This window comes from Tahibacter caeni (assembly GCF_024609805.1).
Lineage (GTDB): Bacteria > Pseudomonadota > Gammaproteobacteria > Xanthomonadales > Rhodanobacteraceae > Tahibacter > Tahibacter caeni.
On the sequence record NZ_JANFVR010000023.1, the window covers coordinates 13499 to 30776 of the forward strand.

General features: G+C 69.0%; 16 protein-coding genes. 7 read left to right on the forward strand and 9 right to left on the reverse strand.

All coding sequences use genetic code 11. The features are described 5' to 3' along the window. Nucleotides 1-69: 69 nt before the first annotated feature. Nucleotides 70-291, reverse strand: coding sequence for a cyclic nucleotide-binding domain-containing protein (locus NON22_RS03800; protein ID WP_257385596.1), 222 nt, complete (start codon nt 289-291; stop codon nt 70-72). A 91-nt stretch (nt 292-382) separates the two neighbouring features. On the opposite strand from NON22_RS03800, the gene NON22_RS03805 reads away from it, so the two are divergent. Together NON22_RS03805 and NON22_RS03810 are read left to right on the forward strand one after the other, a co-directional pair. Beyond that, nucleotides 383-1141 (forward strand): class II aldolase/adducin family protein, encoded by a 759-nt coding sequence (locus NON22_RS03805; protein WP_257385595.1) that lies wholly within the window; start codon nt 383-385, stop codon nt 1139-1141. Next, nucleotides 1138-2037 (forward strand): alpha/beta fold hydrolase, encoded by a 900-nt coding sequence (locus NON22_RS03810; protein WP_257385581.1) that lies wholly within the window; start codon nt 1138-1140, stop codon nt 2035-2037. Before NON22_RS03805 ends, NON22_RS03810 begins: the two co-directional genes overlap by 4 nt. A gap of 202 nt (nt 2038-2239) precedes the next feature. On the opposite strand, the gene NON22_RS03815 is transcribed toward NON22_RS03810, so the two are convergent. After that, entirely contained in the window at nt 2240-4087 is a 1848-nt protein-coding gene (locus tag NON22_RS03815; RefSeq protein ID WP_257385582.1) for a hypothetical protein, read from the reverse strand. 535 nt (nt 4088-4622) lie between these two features. On the opposite strand from NON22_RS03815, the gene NON22_RS03820 reads away from it, so the two are divergent. Continuing rightward, a complete protein-coding gene (locus NON22_RS03820) occupies nt 4623-6830 on the forward strand; it encodes a sialidase family protein (RefSeq protein ID WP_257385583.1) in 2208 nt (735 codons plus the stop codon). A gap of 85 nt (nt 6831-6915) precedes the next feature. Here NON22_RS03820 and NON22_RS03825 read toward each other — a convergent pair whose 3' ends face one another. Beyond that, nucleotides 6916-8154, reverse strand: a complete 1239-nt coding sequence (locus NON22_RS03825; RefSeq protein ID WP_257385584.1) for a sensor histidine kinase — start codon at nt 8152-8154, stop codon at nt 6916-6918. After that, on the reverse strand, nt 8154-8831 hold the full coding sequence (locus NON22_RS03830; RefSeq protein WP_257385585.1) for a response regulator transcription factor: 678 nt from the start codon (nt 8829-8831) through the stop codon (nt 8154-8156). Before NON22_RS03830 ends, NON22_RS03825 begins: the two co-directional genes overlap by 1 nt. A 158-nt stretch (nt 8832-8989) precedes the next feature. On the opposite strand from NON22_RS03830, the gene NON22_RS03835 reads away from it, so the two are divergent. From NON22_RS03835 to NON22_RS03850, 4 genes are all read left to right on the forward strand, one after another. Then, nucleotides 8990-10960 carry an LTA synthase family protein gene (locus tag NON22_RS03835; RefSeq protein WP_257385586.1) on the forward strand — a complete coding sequence of 657 codons (1971 nt, stop codon included), beginning with the start codon at nt 8990-8992 and terminating at the stop codon, nt 10958-10960. Between the two features lie 90 nt (nt 10961-11050). Then, nucleotides 11051-11329: a type II toxin-antitoxin system TacA family antitoxin gene (locus NON22_RS03840; RefSeq protein WP_257385587.1), complete on the forward strand. Its 279-nt coding sequence runs from the start codon at nt 11051-11053 to the stop codon at nt 11327-11329. After that, on the forward strand, nt 11326-11874 hold the full coding sequence (locus NON22_RS03845; protein WP_257385588.1) for a GNAT family N-acetyltransferase: 549 nt from the start codon (nt 11326-11328) through the stop codon (nt 11872-11874). The genes NON22_RS03840 and NON22_RS03845 overlap by 4 nt, the downstream gene beginning before the upstream one ends. 142 nt (nt 11875-12016) lie before the next feature. Beyond that, nucleotides 12017-12763 carry a 2OG-Fe(II) oxygenase gene (locus NON22_RS03850; protein ID WP_257385589.1) on the forward strand — a complete coding sequence of 249 codons (747 nt, stop codon included), beginning with the start codon at nt 12017-12019 and terminating at the stop codon, nt 12761-12763. A gap of 77 nt (nt 12764-12840) precedes the next feature. Here NON22_RS03850 and NON22_RS03855 read toward each other — a convergent pair whose 3' ends face one another. The 5 genes from NON22_RS03855 to NON22_RS03875 form a co-directional block, all read right to left on the reverse strand. Beyond that, nucleotides 12841-13332: an MgtC/SapB family protein gene (locus NON22_RS03855; RefSeq protein ID WP_257385590.1), complete on the reverse strand. Its 492-nt coding sequence runs from the start codon at nt 13330-13332 to the stop codon at nt 12841-12843. 54 nt (nt 13333-13386) lie between these two features. Next, nucleotides 13387-14529, reverse strand: coding sequence for a hybrid sensor histidine kinase/response regulator (locus tag NON22_RS03860; RefSeq protein ID WP_257385591.1), 1143 nt, complete (start codon nt 14527-14529; stop codon nt 13387-13389). Further along, entirely contained in the window at nt 14526-15122 is a 597-nt protein-coding gene (locus tag NON22_RS03865; RefSeq protein ID WP_257385592.1) for a chemotaxis protein CheB, read from the reverse strand. Before NON22_RS03865 ends, NON22_RS03860 begins: the two co-directional genes overlap by 4 nt. Beyond that, the gene (locus tag NON22_RS03870) at nt 15122-15955 is read right to left on the reverse strand and encodes a CheR family methyltransferase (protein ID WP_257385593.1); all 834 of its coding nucleotides are present in this window, start codon (nt 15953-15955) and stop codon (nt 15122-15124) included. Before NON22_RS03870 ends, NON22_RS03865 begins: the two co-directional genes overlap by 1 nt. Beyond that, nucleotides 15952-17278, reverse strand: a 1327-nt coding sequence (locus NON22_RS03875; RefSeq protein ID WP_257385594.1) for a response regulator, incomplete at its 5' end; no start/stop codon positions are given. The genes NON22_RS03870 and NON22_RS03875, both read right to left, overlap by 4 nt.

The window sequence follows — 17278 nt, forward strand, 5'->3', positions numbered from 1 at the left end:
GTCTCAACAACAAGATCCGCGTCATCCAACGCAGCGCATACGGCTACCGTGACGAGGCGCATCTCAAGCTCAAGATCTGCCGTCTTTGCCCAGGATGGACACGCGCACCACGCCTCGCAGCACGCCGTACCAGGCATCGGGCGTCCCGCCCCGACGCAACAGCGTTTCCCCGGACTGCAAGTGCAGCCGGATGGAGCCGGCCACCATGCGTACGCGCAGATCCTGCGGCAGTGCGGCGAACCAGGCGTTGACGGTCAATGCCTCGAGCAATGCGGGCATGCCGTGGGTCATGGATGAGCGCCTGAAACGTAAAGAAGGCGACAGTCCGGCCGTCGGACCGGACTATATCGTTCGACCTGCAATACCGCCCGGAGACCGCAGCATGAATGTCATTACCTCCCTCAAAGACAAGGTCGGCGCCGAAGAATGGCAGCTGCGCGTCGATCTGGCCGCCGCCTACCGGCTGGTGGCGCTGTACGGCTGGAGCGACCTGGTCTTCACCCATATCAGCGCCCGCATCCCCGGTCCCGAGCACCACTTCCTCATCAACCCCTACGGGCTGATGTTCGACGAGATCACCGCATCGAGCCTGGTCAAGGTGGACCAGCAGTGCAACAAGCTCATCGACAGTCCATTTCCGGTCAACCCGGCCGGCTTCACCATCCATAGCTGCATCCACGACGGCCGCCCCGACGTAGGCTGCGTGCTGCATACCCACACGCGCGCCGGCGTGGCGGTGAGCGCGCAACGCTGCGGCCTGCTGCCGATCAGCCAGCAGAGCACCTTCGTGATTCCGCAACTGGCCTACCACGACTACGAGGGCGTGGCGCTGCGCGACGACGAGAAGCCGCGCCTGCAGAAGGATCTGGGCCAAAGCACCTACCTGATGCTGCGCAACCACGGCCTACTCACCGTCGGCCCGAGCGTGGCCGAAGCCTTCCTGGCCATGTACACGTTCGAGGCCGCCTGCCAGATCCAGATCAGCGCACAGGCCGGCGGCGAGCTGGTGCAGGTCGATCCGAAGATCATGGAAACCATGCCGCAGGTGATCCAGATGGTGACCAAGGGGCAAGGCGCCGGGATAGCCTGGCCGGCGCTGTTGCGCCGGCTGGATCGGCAGTCGCCGGGATATGACCAGTGAAGGAGGGGCTGCCCGGCATCGCGCTGGAGGATTGGCTGGCCCGCAGCCGGGAACTGCGCTTCGGCGCGCATGCGATCCGCTACTGGGAGGCCGGAGACTCCGCCGCCGCACCGCTGCTGCTGATCCACGGCTTTCCCACCGCCAGCTGGGACTGGCACTACCTGTGGCAACCGTTGGCCCGGCGATACCGCGTGATCGCCTGCGACATGCTGGGTTTCGGCTATTCCGCCAAGCCGCGCGGCCATGCCTACCGCCTGCTGGAACAGGCCGATCTGCAACAGGCGCTGCTGGCCCATGCAGGTGAACGCCGCCCGGTGCATGTGCTGGCACACGACTACGGTGACAGCGTGGCGCAGGAACTGCTGTCCCGGCACGAGGAAGGACGCCTCCGGCTGGCCAGCTGCGTGTTCCTCAACGGCGGCCTGTTTCCCGAAACACACCGTCCGGTGCTGGCGCAGAAGCTGCTGCTCGGCCCGTTGGGCGCGCTGATCGGCCGGCAGTTCAGCCGACGCGCGCTGGCCGCCAATTTCGCACGCCTGTTTGGGCCGGAGACCCCGCCAGACGCCGCGGAACTGGATGCCTTCTGGCAACTGATCGCGCACGACGGCGGCCCGCGCGTAATGCATCGGCTGATACGCTACATCCCCGAACGCCGGGAGCAGCGGGCTCGCTGGGTCGCAGCGATGCAGGCCACCCGCGTGCCCCTGCGCGTGATCGACGGCGAGGCCGATCCGGTTTCGGGCGCGCACATGGTGGCGCGTTACCGCGAACTGATCGCCGATGCCGACTGCGTGCTGCTCGACGGAATCGGCCACTACCCGCAGATTGAGGCCCCGCTGCAGGTGCTGACGCACTACCTGCAGTTCCGCCACGCCGTCGAGAAACAGGACCCGTGAGGACGCCCCTCCACGGCGGCGCGATTTCCGGAGTCCTTCCCGCGACCACGCCGGCGCGGAAGTGCACGGCAAGCCGGAGACGCCTGCGCGGGAACTGCGCCCCGCTCCGAAAATGCCTTGTCGACCTGCGCACAAGTAGCACTTGTGCAAATTCGGGCATCCGGCGAAAGCGCAGCCGCACCGGACGACTGCAGCAGTGCGGTTACGGCACGTACGGCGTGTCGAATTCCGCCCAGCGCCCGTTGGGCTGCAGTCCGGTGCCGGGATTCTCGCTGATGTTCTGCTGCGAACGGAGCTCCGTCGCAGCGGCGGCAGACGCTTCCAACGCTCCCACCAGCGCATTGATCCGCGCATCCTCCTGCCCTTCCAACTGCGCGATCCAGGTCCGCATGAAACGTACGGCCCGCATCACCTCGTTGCGGTCGTAGATGGAACCGCTGACGCGCACGTCCTCCTCGACCAGGTAGATCCAAATGCGCGCGAAGTTGGCGAACATCCGCGCGTGCACCGGATAGCGCGGGTCGTTCCGCGGCGGCGGGCTGAAATTGTCCCGCAGCTGCTTGAACGAGAAAGTCCGCACGCTGGCGATCTTGCCGGTGCCCTGGCGAAAACCCGGCGCGTTCACCCAGTCGCTCGCGGCGCTCTTTTCGACCGCCATCTTGGCCACCACGAACGCATGGTGGACGTCGTAGTAAGGCAGGAGCACGCTCTCCAGATAGTCGCCGATGAAGGTCGCGAAACTGTCGCCTTCGTACAGCAGCGCTGGGTCCGCGAGCCAGCTCATCACGAACCAGCTCTGCTGGAACACTTCGCTCTGCTTGATCCGCGCCTCCCGCGGCGTCGGGATGTTGTGAACGGTTTCGTCCACGACCGGCGGCAGCAGGGTGCAGGGATGGTTGGTCTCGTTGCACGCCGTCGCCGCGGGACGCTGCAGCGGCGCGATCCGCAGCAGGTCGCCGGCTTCCCAGACCGGGTTGCGCGCAACCACGATGTCGAGATGATCCCGGTACTGGGCTTGCGGCTGGGCGGAGCGCAGGTCCGCGAGGAAGTCCGGGTACTTCAGGTCCCTGCGCCGCAGCAGGTGCCCGAAGAACTGCAGCGACCGGTACTTCTGACGCATCCAGTGGCAGGCTCTTGCATAGTCGTCGATGTTCGCGCCAGCCAGGTCCGGGTCGCACGTGGTGTGCGTGGAGACCGCGTCGTAGTACGCCCACAGGTTCGCATCCGTGGGGTCGGCGATGTATGCATCCACCAGCGCGTAGAAAGCGCCGCCCATGCCGCTGTTCGGCGTGCTGGCGATGTCCGGGAACCATTCGAAGACGCTCTTGTGGGTTTCCCCGTAGAAGCCGTCTTCGCTGAACAGATCGAACGGGATGCCCAGCTTGAGCCGCCGCAGGTTGACGGCGTGCAATTCGTCGTAGGCCTGATGCGCCTTGGGCAGGCTGTCCACCGTGCCGGTGGCCCAGAGCAGATGCAGATCGTTGACGAGATGATCGGTGAACGCCTGGTCTCGTTCGCGCTGTCCGGTGCTGTCCCATACGGGCAAGCCGGGCGTGATTTCGTGGAACGGCTCGAAACCGGGCTGTAGCGGCCTCAGCGCCGTGGGATGGAACAATGCCGTCAGCTCGAACTTCTGGCGGACGGCATGCACCAGATTCACCACGGCCTCTGCCCGCTGCGGATCGATGTGCGTCGCGGACCGCCGCCGTATGCTGTCGTCCGAAAAGCCTCCCATCGCCAGATCCAGTGCATCGGGAAGATGGCATCCCGAGCAGGAGCCGCGCGCTCCGTGGAAGCGCCAGGCCGCCATTCCGGCCTGGATGGCTTGCGCCAGCTCGCCCGCGCTCATCGGATGGCCGGGATCGTAGGCCGGACCGCAGCGCGGGTCAGCCGCTGTGCACAGGACGCTGGACGGCGGATTGAACGGCAAGTCTCCGAGTTGGAAGCCGCTCGCGAAAATCGATTGCGCCCCGGCAAACGCGGCATAGACGAGAAGAAGCCCGGCTACGGCAAATCGCCCCGGCATACCTGGCCCTCGTGCGGATTTCATTTGGCTGCTCCGGCTGGTGCGTCGCGCTGGATTGGAGTCGAGCGCCTCGGAAAATCCGAACCCGCCGGCCTGGGGCCACCTGCCCCGCGACGAGGCCGTTCCGGTACCGATCTGCCCGCCATCACCGTAGGCTAGCGAGAAGCCGGCCTCCGACTATCAGCCCCGGCGCCGCCCGCATCCGCTATTGCGATGCCGATCACGCTTCGTCCAGAGCGCTTGCCCGCCGCTCTCCACGGGCGCGGCGGGCGGATCCGGGCAATCGACCGGCCTCGGCATCCGTCCCGGCTGACTGGAGCCCCGGCGACGGCGTGAATTCCCGGCACCCGCACCATCCGTCCGCAGCCAGCCGTCCGCGGTTGGCTTGTCATTGTCGGCTATCCTTCGGCTTCCGCTGTCTCCACGCGAATGATCCCGCGCGGCGCTGTTTCGCGATCCCTCGTTCGGTTGCTGTCGCCGCAGCGACTGCGGCCACGCCGGCTTTTCCGGCTGCCGCAGGTTCCCGACCACCCATCGCGAATTTTCCCGACGCTCTTTCATGAAGACTTTCGCCCTGTTCTCTTTCACCGCCCTCGCCGGATCCGCCGGCACCGCGGCGCTCCATGCCGAGCCCTGGCAACCGCTGGGTCCCGAAGGCGGCCATGTCGCCGCGTTGCTGGCTACGCCGTCGAACGGCAATACGCGCGTGCTCGCGCTGACTTCGGGCGGATTGTTCAAGTCCGACGATGCCGGCCGCAGCTGGCAGGAGTCCGGCCACGGGCTCGAGTTCGACGTCACGAGCTATGCCGTGATCGCGCGCTATGCCATCTGGCTGCAGCGGCATTACCTGTTCGACGGCGTCGGTCGGCTGATGCGCAGCGAAGACAATGGCGACAACTGGACGGCGACCGGGTTTCGCCTGCCGCCGAACCAGTCGGCCGAAGCGCTCGCGGTGACGCCGAACGGCGTCGTCTATTCCACGTATCTCGGCACGTTCCGCAGCAGTGACGGCGGCGTGACGTTTGCGCCGGTACAGGGCCTGCCGACGGATCGGCCCGTCACGGCGTTCTCGTTCGATTCCAACAGCCTGCAGCTGCTCGCCGGCGTTCGCTATCGCGCCCCTGGCGAACCGGCGATCTACACCAGCAGCGACGGGGGCGCGACCTGGACGCCGCTGTTCGCGCCGAACAGTTTCGACGGCGTGACCGACCTGCACCAGCTCGGCGCGGGCCGCCTGGCTGCGTCGCTGGACGGGCGCATCTACATCAGCGACGACGCTGGCGCGAACTGGTCGCTGCGCTTCGACCTGCAGGGCGCGCGCATCGTGCAGACGCGTTCCGGCGGCGGCGACCTCGTCACGATGAACGGACGGCAGTGCTACCGCAGCAGCGATCAGTTCGTGACGAGCACGCCGTGCTCCGACGGCCTGCCGTTCTGGCCCTACGGCGGCTACGACTTCAATGCGCTGGTCTCGGTCGCCGACGGCGCCGGCTATCGCGTGCTTGCGACCGCGCGCGAGCGCGGCGTCATCGCGCTGCAGGATTCGGCATCGGTTTGGACCACGAGCAGCGCTGGCCTGCGTGCGGAATCGCGCCGCGGCCTGGTGCTGTGGCCGAACCAGCCGGGTCGGCTGCTGGCCGGCCGGCCGCGCCAGGACAGCTACACCTCGGCCATGGCCGCCAGCAGCGACGGAGGCGCGACCTGGCAGCAGAACTTCGTCGAGCAGGCGGCCTGGATCCGCACGATCGCGCTGGACCCGACCACGGTAGGCGGCGCCACGGCAACGCTGTATGCCGCCGGCGCCACGGCCAGCGTCGTCGGCCAGAGCCATCGCAACAGCGGCATCTTCAAGAGCACCGACGGCGGCACCCGTTGGACGCCGCTCGATGACGGCATACCGCCGTATACGACGCCTCCCTACAACGGCGTGCGCCTGAGCAGCGTGCGCAAGATGCTGCTCGATCCACGCTCCTGTACCGCACCGCCGGCGCAGGGCGCCTGCGCGAGCGGTCCGTTGAACACCGTCTTCGCGTTGACCGGTGGATCCGGCACCGACCAGAGCTTTCGCGTCATCCGCAGCACCCAGGCCGGCGCCGCCTGGATGCCGGTCGGCGCAGACCTGCCGACCTACCTCTACGACGGCAATCTGACGCAAAGCGTGTTGCCGGTCGACATCGAAATCGACCGTACCGGCACGCTGTATCTCTCGTTGTTCGGCGACTACTACACCGACGACGGCACGCCATTCACGCCGACCATCGTCAGCGGCGTATTCCGCAGCGACGACGGCGGCCTGACCTGGACGCCGCGCAATGCCGGACTGCCGCACTACGGCGCCTCGGAAACGACGACGCGCGACGTGTTCGCGCTGGCCGCGCATCCGCGCCGCGCCGGCGTGCTGTGGGCATCGACCGTGGAGCCGGGCCAGTCTTCACGCATCCATTTCAGCGACGACGACGGCGCGAACTGGAAGAACATCGGCACCGCGCTGGACGGCTGCGACGTGCGCGATCTGCAGGTCGACACGGCCGCACCGCAGGTCGTCTACGCGGCCGGCATCTCGGTCGGCGGCGGCAAGGGCTGCGTCTGGCGCAGCGAGGACGGCGGGCTCAACTGGGATTCGATCGGCGCCGGCCTGCCGGTGCACGGCGCCTACGATCTGCGCCAGGATCCGAACGACCGGCGCCGGCTCGTCGTCACCACGACCAGCGGCGTCTGGCAGGCGCTGCTGCCGTCGGACCGCATCTTCGACGACCGCGAGAACTGAGCTCGATGCCGCGCAGCGACCGCGCGCCGCATTTCGATCGACGGGAACGCTGCGGCGGTCGACACCGTGCCGCCGCGGCATGCACCTAGGCGTCCGGCGTCCCGGCCGCGGGCGGCAACCGGATCCGACAATGGCGTCCGTCCCCGTCCACCGTCTGCTCGACCTGCCAGCCCAGATGCGCGATGAAACGCCCGAGCAGGGTCGGCGGCGCGCCGGAATCGCTCGCCGCGACAGGCGTCGGCGTGGCAGCCTCGGCGCCGGCGGCGGCGAACGCGAGCGCTATCCATCCGTCGCCGGCGCGCAAGGCCAACCGGCCTGCACCCGGCGGCGGTGCTAGCCGGCGCAGCAGGCCCCGCAGCACGAGCAGCGCCTCGGCGCGAGGCAAGCACAGCGTGCCGTCGGCGTCGATCGCCAGCTGCAGATCACCCGGGTCCGTCGCCGCACGCCAGGACGCGGCCGCGTCGGCCAGTAGCTGCGCCGCGTCGACGCGTTCGGCGTGATAGACGCTGCGCCGCGCGAGGCCGAGCAGCACGGCGATCAGATCGGTCAGTTCGCCGACGCCGCGCTCCAGTCGCACGAGACGGCGGCGCTGGCCCGCGTCGGCGGCCGGATCGTCGAGCAGCACTTCGGCCGCGCCCTGCACCACGGCGATCGGCGTGCGCAGCTCGTGGCTCGCATCGGCGAAGAACGCGCGCTCGGCGGCGTCGGCCGCGACCAGACGCGCCTGGTAGGCGTCGATCGCACGCGCGAGACGGCCGAGCTCGTCGCCGCCGACGAGACCGGCGAGCTGCGTCGGCAGCGGCCGCACCGGCAATGCGTCGACCGCGTCGGCCAGATGCTTGACCGGTGCGATCGTGCGGCCGGCCAGCATCCAGCCGGCCCAGCCGCTCAGCGCCGTGCCGAGCAGGACGACGGCGACCATGAAACCGACGAGATGGCGCTCCAGCGCTTCTATCGGCCCTATGTCGATGACGAAGTACAGGCGTCCGGCGTCGGTGTCGAAAACGCCGGCGTGGCGATCGCCGTCATGGAGCTCGTAGACGCCCGGCGCGAGCGCGGCGAGCTCGGACGGCACGGCGCCGCTGCCGTCGGCGCGCCGCAGATAGCCGCTGAGCTGGCCGGCCCGGGGCAGCGCCGCCTGCGGATCGGCGCGCAGGCGCGCGGCGAATTCCTCGGCCTGGCCCTCAAGGACCTCGGCCAGGACGATGTACTCGTAGTCCTCGGTCAGATACGTGGTCGCGAACGCGAACATCAGGCTCAGGCAGAACCCCAGGATCCCGTAGGCCAGCGCGACGCGCCGGCGCAGCGGCAGCCGCGCCAACATCAGCGCGCCTCCAGGCGATAGCCGACACCGTGCACGCTGTGAATCAGGGTCTGCGCGAACGGCTTGTCGACGAGCTTGCGCAGCTCGTAGACGTGGGTGTGCAGCGCGGCCTGGTCGCCGCCCTCCTCGCCCCAGACCGCATTGATCAGCTCCGCATGCGGAATGACCTGCGGCGAACGCCGCATCAGCAGCTCGAGAATGACCGACTGGGCCCGCGTCAGCGCGACGCCGACGCCCCGCCGCGTCGCGCGCAAGGTGGCCGGGTCGTAGTGCAGGTCGGCGACGACGAGCGAACCGCCGGGAGGGCGGCCGCGGCGGAACACGGCGCGGATGCGCGCCTCGAGCTCCTTCATCGCGAACGGCTTGACCAGGTAGTCGTCGGCACCCTCGGCGAAGCCGCGCAGCTTGTCGTCCAGCGTGTCGCGCGCGGTCAGCATCAGGATCGGCGTCGCGCTGCCGCTCTCGCGCAGCCGCCGGCACAGTTCCAGACCGTCCAGGCGCGGCAGGCCGAGGTCGAGCACGATGACGTCGAAGCGGCCGCGCAGCGCCGCGGCGAGCCCGGTTTCGCCGTCGGCGGCATGGTCGATGCGGTAGCCGCGGCGTTCCAGGAAGTCCCAGATGTTGGCGGCGATGTCGTGCTGGTCTTCGATCAGCAACACGCTGCGAGGCAGGTTCATGCGCGGGAAACAGGCAAAAAGACGGCGCTAGCTTGCCGCAAAACCTCGCTCTTAACGCCGTTCTGAGAATCGCCTGAGCCCGCATTACGCCCGGGTTGCGAGCCTGTGACGACGCCCGCCGCCATCCGGCGGCCTCCAGCCCATCGCCGAGGTTCTCCTTGCCGTCGCCGTCTTCCGTCTGGCCGCGCTTCCGTCCGCTGGCCTGGTTCGTCGTGCTGTTCCTGACCGTCGCCGCACTGACCCGCGCGGCCCTGCTCGTCGCGACCGGCGACGGCGTGCCCGCCACCGCGGCGAACACGCTGTACATCTTCGGCGTCGGCCTGGTCTACGACCTCGTCACCGCGATCTATTTCGCCTGGCCGCTGGTGCTCTGGCTCTGGCTGATGCCGCAGCGCTGGCATGAAGGCCGCTGGGGACGCCGGGCATTCGCCGTGCTCTGCCTCGCGCTGGTCTACCTGCTGCTATTCGTCGCGGCCGCCGAATGGGTGTTCTGGGACGAGTTCCAGACCCGCTTCAATTTCATCGCCGTGGACTATCTGGTCTACACGAACGAAGTCATCGGCAACATCCGCGAGTCGTATCCGGTCGGCCTGCTGCTGGCCGGACTGCTCGCGGCGAGTTTTGCGCTGTCCTGGCCGGGTCGCCGCTGGCGCCGCTCGCCCGACACGACCTCGACGTTCGCCGGCCGCAGCCTGGTCGCGCTGGGCTGGCTGATCGCGACGGTCCTGGTCAGCGCCGGTCTGCGCAGCGACCTCAAGGAACGCAGCGACAACACCTATGTGAACCAGCTCGCCGGCAACGGCATCTACGAGTTCTTCGCCGCGGCCCGCGCGAGCGAGCTGTCGTATCCGCGCTTTTACCGCAGCCTCGCACCGGACGTGGCCTTCGGCCGGCTGCGCCGCCTGCTGCAGACACCCGACGCGCGCTTCGTCAGCGACGATCCGCTGGACATCACGCGCGACATCGCCGCCGACAAGCCCGAGCAGCATCTGAACGTCGTGCTCATCAGCATCGAGAGCCTGTCGGCATTCTTCTCCGGCGCGTACGGCGGCAACCCGAGCTTCACGCCGGAGCTGGACCGGCTGAGCCGGGACAGCCTGATGTTCACGCGCCTGTATGCCTCGGGCACGCGCACGGTGCGCGGCCTCGAGGCGCTTTCGCTGTCGCTGCCGCCGACGCCGGGCGAATCCATCGTCAAGCGTCCGCGCAACGAAAACCTGTTCACGCTGGCCAGCGTGTTCAACGCGAAAGGCTATGCGTCGGAGTTCCTCTACGGCGGCTACGGCGCGTTCGACAACATGAACTACTTCTTCGGCAACAACGGCTATCTCGTGCGCGACCGCGGCGCGATCGCGCCGGAACGCATCCACCAGGCCAACATCTGGGGCGTCGCCGACGAGGACCTGTACACGCTCGCGCTCGAGGAGTTCGATCGCCTGCACGCGGCCGGCAAGCCGTTCTTCGCGCATCTCATGACGACGTCGAACCACAGGCCGTACACGTTCCCGACCGGCCGCGTGAATGCGCCGCAGGGCGCCCGCGAAAGCGCGGTGCTGTATACCGACTGGGCCATAGGCGATCTGCTGAAGCGCGCGCGCGACAAGCCCTGGTTCGACGACACGGTCTTCGTGATCACGGCCGACCACTGCGCGTCGTCGGGCGGCATCGCGAGCCTGCCGGTGTTCCGCTACCACATTCCGCTGTGGATCTATTCGCCCAGACACGTGGCGCCCGGACGCATGGACCGGCTCATGAGCCAGATCGACATCGGTCCCACCGTGCTCGGCCTGCTCGGCATGAACTACCGCAGCCGCTTCTACGGCGCCGACGTCTTCCGCCTCGAACCGGGCCGCGAACGTGCGTTCGTCGGCAACTATCAGCGGCTGGGCTATCTGCGCGAGGACCGTCTCGTCGAGCTCGCGCCGCGGCGCAAGCTGCAGAGCGTGAAGCCGGACTTCGAAAAGAACGGCCTGCAGCCGGAACTGCCGCCCGACGACGCATTGGCCGACGACGCGATCGCCTACTACCAGAGCGCGAGCTACCTGTTCAGCCATGGCCTGCTCGCGGCCGAGCGTGCGGCGGCGCCGCCGGCATTGGCGCCGGCGGCGAAAACGACTGCCGCACGCTGAGCCGACGGCTCCGCCCGGCCGGAGGCCCCTGCGATTTGCCGGCCGTTAGTCGCTTGTACTAACATCCGGCGACCCATCCAGGAGCCGGCCATGAGCAGCCCCAAGAATCCGCGCACGGCGCGCCTCGGCCTGCGCGCCACGCCCGAGCAGGAGGCCATGCTGCGCCGGGCCGCCGAAGTCGCGCAGAAGTCGCTGACCGACTTCATCCTCGACAGCGCCTGCCTCGCCGCCGAACAGACCCTGATCGACCAACGCCTGTTCTTCGTCCCGTCCGAACGCTACGACGCGTTCCTCGACCTGCTCGACACGCCGATCGAGGAAACGCCGGCGCTGCGCACGCTCTACACGCGCAAGGCGCCGTGGGCGTGAACGTCGAGTTCGCGGCGCCGACCTTGCTGACTGCCGCACACGACCTCGACGCGTTCGACTGCGGCAAGCCCGCGCTGAACCACTGGCTGCAACGCCACGCGCGGCAGGCGCAGGGCAGCGGCTCGGCCAAGACGTTCGTGACGGCTTCCGCCGACGGCCAGGTGCTCGGCTATTTCAGCCTCACGGTCGGCCAGGTCGACACCCTCGATGCGCCCGAACGCGTGCGCAAGGGCATGGGCCACTACCCGATACCGGTCATGATCCTGGCGCGCCTCGCCGTCGCACTGAAGGCGCAGGGTTGCGGCGTCGGCAGCGGGCTGCTGCAGGACGCCGTCACGCGCACCCTGGCGATCGCCGAGCTGGCCGGCATACGTGCGCTGCTGACGCATCCGATCGACGCCGCCGCGGCCGAGTTCTATCGCCGCCATGGTTTCATCGCCTCGCCGCTGCACGAACGCCAGCTGCTGTTGCTGCTCAAGGACGCGCGGCGCGTGCGGGAACGCCTGCATCAGGTGCTGCACGAAGACGCGGCCGAAGCCGGCTGAACGGACCGTGCAGCGGCGGACGCGGCTGCCTCCGGGCACGCGAACGCGGATCACGAACGTCGGACTGCGAACGCAAGAAGCGGATGGTCATCGCCGACGCCGGCGCCTAAGCTGCCGGGTCTGCCGCCGCTACGGATCGCCGATGCCGACTCCCGCTCCCGCCTCCTCGCCGCCCGCCGCCGGAACGCCGGCGCAGCGCGTCGCCGCACTCGACTGGCCGCGACTGCAGGCCGAGCTTGACGCCGAAGGCCATGCCGTGATCCCGCAGCTGCTGCCGGCCGAGGACTGCACGGCGCTCGCGCGCAGCTATGCCGACGCGAACCGTTTCCGCCGCCGCGTCATCATGGCCCGCCACGGTTTCGGCCGCGGCGAATACCAGTATTTCGAGTATCCGCTGCCGCCGCTCGTGCAGACCCTGCGCGAAGCGTTCTATGCCGCGCTCGCGCCGCTCGCGAACCGCTGGCAGGCCGCGCTGGATCTGCCGGCGCGCTTTCCCGACACGCAGGCGGAGTTTCTCGCCCGCTGCGAGGCGGCGGGCCAGTCCCAGCCCACGCCGCTGCTGCTGCGCTACGGCGCCGGCGACTACAACTGCCTGCATCAGGATCTTTACGGCGAGCACGTGTTCCCGCTGCAGGCCGCCGTACTGCTGTCGCAGCCCGGCCGCGATTTCGACGGCGGCGAATTCGTGCTGACCGAGCGCCGGCCGCGGCTGCAGTCGCGCGTGGCCGTGGTGCCGCTGCAGCAGGGCGACGCCGTCGTCTTCGCGGTGAATCAGCGCCCGGTCCAGGGCCAGCGCGGCATCGCGCGCGCCGAACTGCGCCACGGCGTCAGCCGCCTGCGCGCAGGCCGGCGCTTCACGCTCGGACTGATCTTTCACGACGCGTCCTGAGCGGCGCGGAACGGCCGCCCTGCTCCGCCGCGAGCGGCCGGTCGGTACGGAGTGATGTGGTCGCGAGCGACGGCGGCTCAGGACTTCGGTTCTTGCGGCTCCGCTTCGTCGCCGGCCGGCGACGGCAGATACCGCCGTTCGATCAGACCGAGCACGCCGAGCACGAGCAGGGTCAGCAAGGTGACGGCCAGCGACAGCAGATAGAAACCGAAGCCGACCGCGACGCCGACGATCGCGACCATCAGCAGCGAAGCGGCCGTCGTGATGCCGGCCACGCCGTTGCCCGAGCGTGCCGCGAAAATCGTGCCGGCGCCGATGAAGGCGACGCCGGAAACCACGGCTTCGACGAGGCGCAACGGATCGATGACCACGGACGAACTGCGGTAGCGCACGTCGGCCATCAGCAGCTCGCCGATCTCGATCAGCAACGTCGCCGCCGCGGCGACGAGCATGTGCGTGCGGAATCCGGCCGGCCGGTTCTTGAGCTCGCGCTCGTAGCCGACGAGCCCGCCGAGCAGCATCGCGTACGCGGTGCCGGCCACTACCCACCACTGGTCGATGATCGTCATGCGCCCGACGTTGCCGGCCGCCCCGTCAAGCGAACGTCAAGCGCCCGCCGCACGTCACGACGGCGCGCGGCTTCCGCTGCAGTGGCGCGGCAGGGTCAGCTCGAACACGGTCCTGCCGTCCTCGCAGCGCGCCTCGATCTCGCCGTCGTGCGCGTCGACGATCTGCTTGACGATGTACAGCCCCAGTCCGAGCCCGTCGCCGCGGCCGCGGTAGCGGCCTTCGCGGAACGGCGTGAACAAGGTCGGCAGCACGTCCTCGGGAATCGTGCCGACGTTGCTGACGCGCAGCACGATGCGATCCGGCGCATGTCCGTCGAGCGCGATGCCGACCGGGCTGTCGGGTTCGCCGTGTTCGATCGCGTTGCCGATCAGGTTGCTCAGCGCCTGCTCGATGCGGTCGCCGTCCCACAGCCCGCGCAGATTGCCGCCGAGCTCCAGCTGCAGTTCGCGGCGCGGCGTCATGATGTCGCGCTCGGCCTTGATCCGCGTCGCGACGATGCCGAGATCGGCTTCCTCGACGTTGATCGCGATGCCGCCGGCCAGCCGCGCGCGCGCGAGATCGAGCAGGTCGGCGATCATGCGGTTCATGCGCCAGCCGGTCTGCACGATCAGATCGGCACTGTTGCGCGTGGACGGATCGGGCGAGCGCTGCAGGATGGAGCCGGCGAAGATCACCGCGCTCAGCGGATTGCGCAGATCGTGTCCGAGTACGGCGACGAACATCTCGTTGAGCTGCAAGGTACGCGTGCGCTGTTCGAGCTCGTGGGCGAGCTGGCGCCGCTGCCGGTACAGCTCGAAGAACACCTCGGCCTTGCTGCGCAGGACGAACGGTTCGATCGGCTTGTGCAGGAAGTCCACGGCGCCGGAGCCGTAGCCCTTGAACTGGCGCCGCGCGTCGCTGAAGCCCGCGGTCAGGAAAATGATCGGCACGTGACGCGTGCGTTCGCTGCCGCGCATGAGCTCGGCCAGCTCGAAGCCGTCCATCTGCGGCATCTGCACGTCGAGCAGCGCGAGCGCGACGTCGTGCTTGAGCAGCAGTTCCAGCGCCTCGGCGCCGGAATGCGCGCAAAGCAGCTCCACGCATTCGCCCTGCAGCAGCGCCGACAGCGCGAGCAGGTTTTCTTCGAGATCGTCGACGATCAGGCACTTGACCGGCTCGTCGGGACGGTAGGCCGGCGGCGCATCGATGCGTTTCATGCGCAGGCCTCGCATGGCAGCGCTTGGAATAGGCTCATGATTTCTTCCAGGGTCAGTACGTGGTCGGGTGTCATGCAGGCGAGTGCGGCCTCGGGCATCTGCGGCATGCGCGCGTCTGCGGGTTGCTGCACCACGGTCACGCCGCCGGCGCGCTGCACGGCCTGCAGGCCGCTCGCGCCGTCGCTGCCGGCGCCGGTCAGCAGCACGCCGAGCAGGCGCGGACCGTAGACGGCCGCCGCCGATTCGAACAGTACGGACACCGACGGGCGCGAGTGCTCCACGGGCGGGTCCATCGACAGGGCGAGCTGCGGTCCGTCGTCGACGAGCAGGTGGTAGTCCGGCGGCGCGAAGTAGATGCTGCCGGGCAGGACGGGATCCTTGTCCTGCACGTCGCGCACCGGCAGCCGGCAGCGCGGCGCGAAGATCTCGGCCAGCAGGCTCGATCGCTCGCGCGGCAGATGCAGCACGGCGAACACGCTGACGGCCGACTCGCCGCCGAGCGCCGGCAGCAGCTGCAGCAGCGCCTCCACGCCGCCCGTGGACGCACCGATCGCGACGGCGGCAACGGGCCGGCCCGGCATCGGCGCGGCCATCAGCCGTCCACCTTGCGATAGATGCGGTCTTCGCGCGCGAACTCGGCGAAGGCGTCCGCATGGCTGGAGAAGCGCAGCGACTCGCGCAGGCCGATGCCGAGAAAACCCTTGCGGCACAGCGCCTCGTAGAACAGGTCGAGCGCGCGGCTCTGCAGCTCGCGGTCGAAATAGATCAGCACGTTGCGGCAGGACACCAGCTGCACCTCGGCGAACACGCTGTCGGTGGCCAGGCTGTGGTCGGAGAACACGATGTGCCGGCGCAGGCGCTTGTCGAAGATCACGCGGTCGTAGGCCGCCGAGTAATAGTCCGACAGCGACGAATGCCCGCCCGAGCGGCGATGGTTGGCCGTGAAGTCGGGCACCTTGGCCGCGTCGTAGACGCCGGCCTCGGCGCGACGCAGCGCGTTCGGATTGATGTCGGTCGCATAGATCAGACTGCGTTCGAGCAGGCCTTCCTCGCGCAGCAGTATCGCCATCGAATAGGCTTCCTCGCCCGTGCTGCAGCCGGCGATCCAGATCTTCAGCGACGGATAGGTGCGCAGCAGCGGCACGACTTTCTCGCGCAGCGCGCGGAAGTAGCCGGGATCGCGGAACAGGTCGCTGACCTGCACGGTCAGGTACTCGAGCAGCTCGGTGAACACGTCCGCCTCGCGCAGCAGGCGCCCCTGCAGCTCCGACAGGCTGCGGCAGCCGAAATGCGCCATCGCCGCGCTCATGCGCCGGCGCAGCGACGCGCGCGCGTAATGGCGGAAGTCGTAGTGGTAGACGTGGTAGATCGCCTCGACCAGGAGCCTGAGCTCGACATCTTCGGCGGACGGCGGCGCGGCGTTCATCGCGGCATCCAGACCCGGATCAGCGACAGCAGGCGGTCCACGTCCAGCGGCTTGGCGATGTAGTCGTTGGCGCCGGCGGCCAGGCATTTTTCCTGGTCGTCCCGCATTGCCTTGGCGGTCAGCGCGATGATCGGCAGGCGCCGCCATTCGGGCCGCGCCCGGATTTCGCGCATGGCCGCATAGCCGTCCATTTCCGGCATCATGATGTCCATCAGCACGAGGTCGATGGCCGCGTCGGTGCTGCCCTCGCTGCGCGCGAGCGCCTCCAGCGCCTCGCGGCCGTTGCGCGCGATCTCGATCTTCGCCCCCTTGGGCTCGAGCACGCTGGACACGGCGAAGATGTTGCGCACGTCGTCCTCGGCCAGCAGGATGCGCCGGCCTTCGAGTATCGCGTCGCGGTCGCGCGCCGCGCGCAGCATGCGCTGGCGGTCCGGCGGCAGCGTCGATTCCATCTGGTGCAGGAACAGCGTGACTTCGTCGAGCAGACGCTCGGGCGAGCGCGCGTCCTTGATGATGATGGACCGCGAGAAGCGCCGCAGCGCCTGCTCCTCGTCGCGGCCCAGCGCGCGGCCGGTGTAGACGATGACCGGCGGAAACGCGACTTCCTCGCGCTCGGCCATTTTCTGCAGCAGCGCGTAGCCGCTCATGTCCGGCAGGTTGAGGTCGAGCACCATGCAGTCGAACGTGCACGTCTGCAGCGCCTCGAGCGCCGCGCCGGCCGAGTCGACGCCGACGATGCCGACGTCGTCGGCGCCGAGCAGCTGGCGCAGGCTTTCGAGCTGCGCCGCGTTATCCTCGACCACGAGCACCGTGCGCAGCCGCGACAGGCTCTTGGCTTCCATCTGGCGCAGGGCTTCGACGAGCTGCGCATGCAGCACCGGCTTGACCGCGTAGCCGATCGCGCCGCGCTCCAGCGCCTGCTGCGCATAGTCGGCGATCGAGACCACGTGGACCGGGATGTGGCGTGTCTGCGGATCGCGCTTGAGCTGGTCGAGCACCCCGAGACCGGACTGGTCCGGCAGGTTGATGTCGAGCAGGATCGCGACGGGCCGGTAGCGCGCGGCCGCGGCCAGGCCGTCGTCGCCGCGCTGGGCGACGATGCAGGCGAAGCCGGTCTCGCGTGCCACGTCGCGCAGGATCGTCGCGAAATCGGCGTCGTCCTCGATCACGAGCACGCAGCGGCCGCCGGCGGCGAGGCCTTCGCGATCGTCGTCGATCGTTGCCGGCGCCGCCTCGGCGATGGCCGGTCGCGGCGGCGAGGACGCTGTCGCGCTGCGGGGGGCCGCAGCGCGGGGCGCCGCGCCGGTGCCGGACGGCGCGAGA

Coding starts and splice junctions, on each gene's coding strand:
- NON22_RS03820 (WP_257385583.1), top strand. CDS start 4,623: ATGAAGACTTTCGCCCTGTTCTCTTTCACCGCCCTCGCCGGATCCGCC.
- NON22_RS03870 (WP_257385593.1), bottom strand. CDS start 15,955: ATGAACGCCGCGCCGCCGTCCGCCGAAGATGTCGAGCTCAGGCTCCTG.
- NON22_RS03800 (WP_257385596.1), bottom strand. CDS start 291: ATGACCCACGGCATGCCCGCATTGCTCGAGGCATTGACCGTCAACGCC.
- NON22_RS03825 (WP_257385584.1), bottom strand. CDS start 8,154: ATGTTGGCGCGGCTGCCGCTGCGCCGGCGCGTCGCGCTGGCCTACGGG.
- NON22_RS03855 (WP_257385590.1), bottom strand. CDS start 13,332: ATGACGATCATCGACCAGTGGTGGGTAGTGGCCGGCACCGCGTACGCG.
- NON22_RS03815 (WP_257385582.1), bottom strand. CDS start 4,087: ATGAAATCCGCACGAGGGCCAGGTATGCCGGGGCGATTTGCCGTAGCC.
- NON22_RS03865 (WP_257385592.1), bottom strand. CDS start 15,122: ATGGCCGCGCCGATGCCGGGCCGGCCCGTTGCCGCCGTCGCGATCGGT.
- NON22_RS03830 (WP_257385585.1), bottom strand. CDS start 8,831: ATGAACCTGCCTCGCAGCGTGTTGCTGATCGAAGACCAGCACGACATC.
- NON22_RS03860 (WP_257385591.1), bottom strand. CDS start 14,529: ATGAAACGCATCGATGCGCCGCCGGCCTACCGTCCCGACGAGCCGGTC.
- NON22_RS03840 (WP_257385587.1), top strand. CDS start 11,051: ATGAGCAGCCCCAAGAATCCGCGCACGGCGCGCCTCGGCCTGCGCGCC.
- NON22_RS03805 (WP_257385595.1), top strand. CDS start 383: ATGAATGTCATTACCTCCCTCAAAGACAAGGTCGGCGCCGAAGAATGG.
- NON22_RS03850 (WP_257385589.1), top strand. CDS start 12,017: ATGCCGACTCCCGCTCCCGCCTCCTCGCCGCCCGCCGCCGGAACGCCG.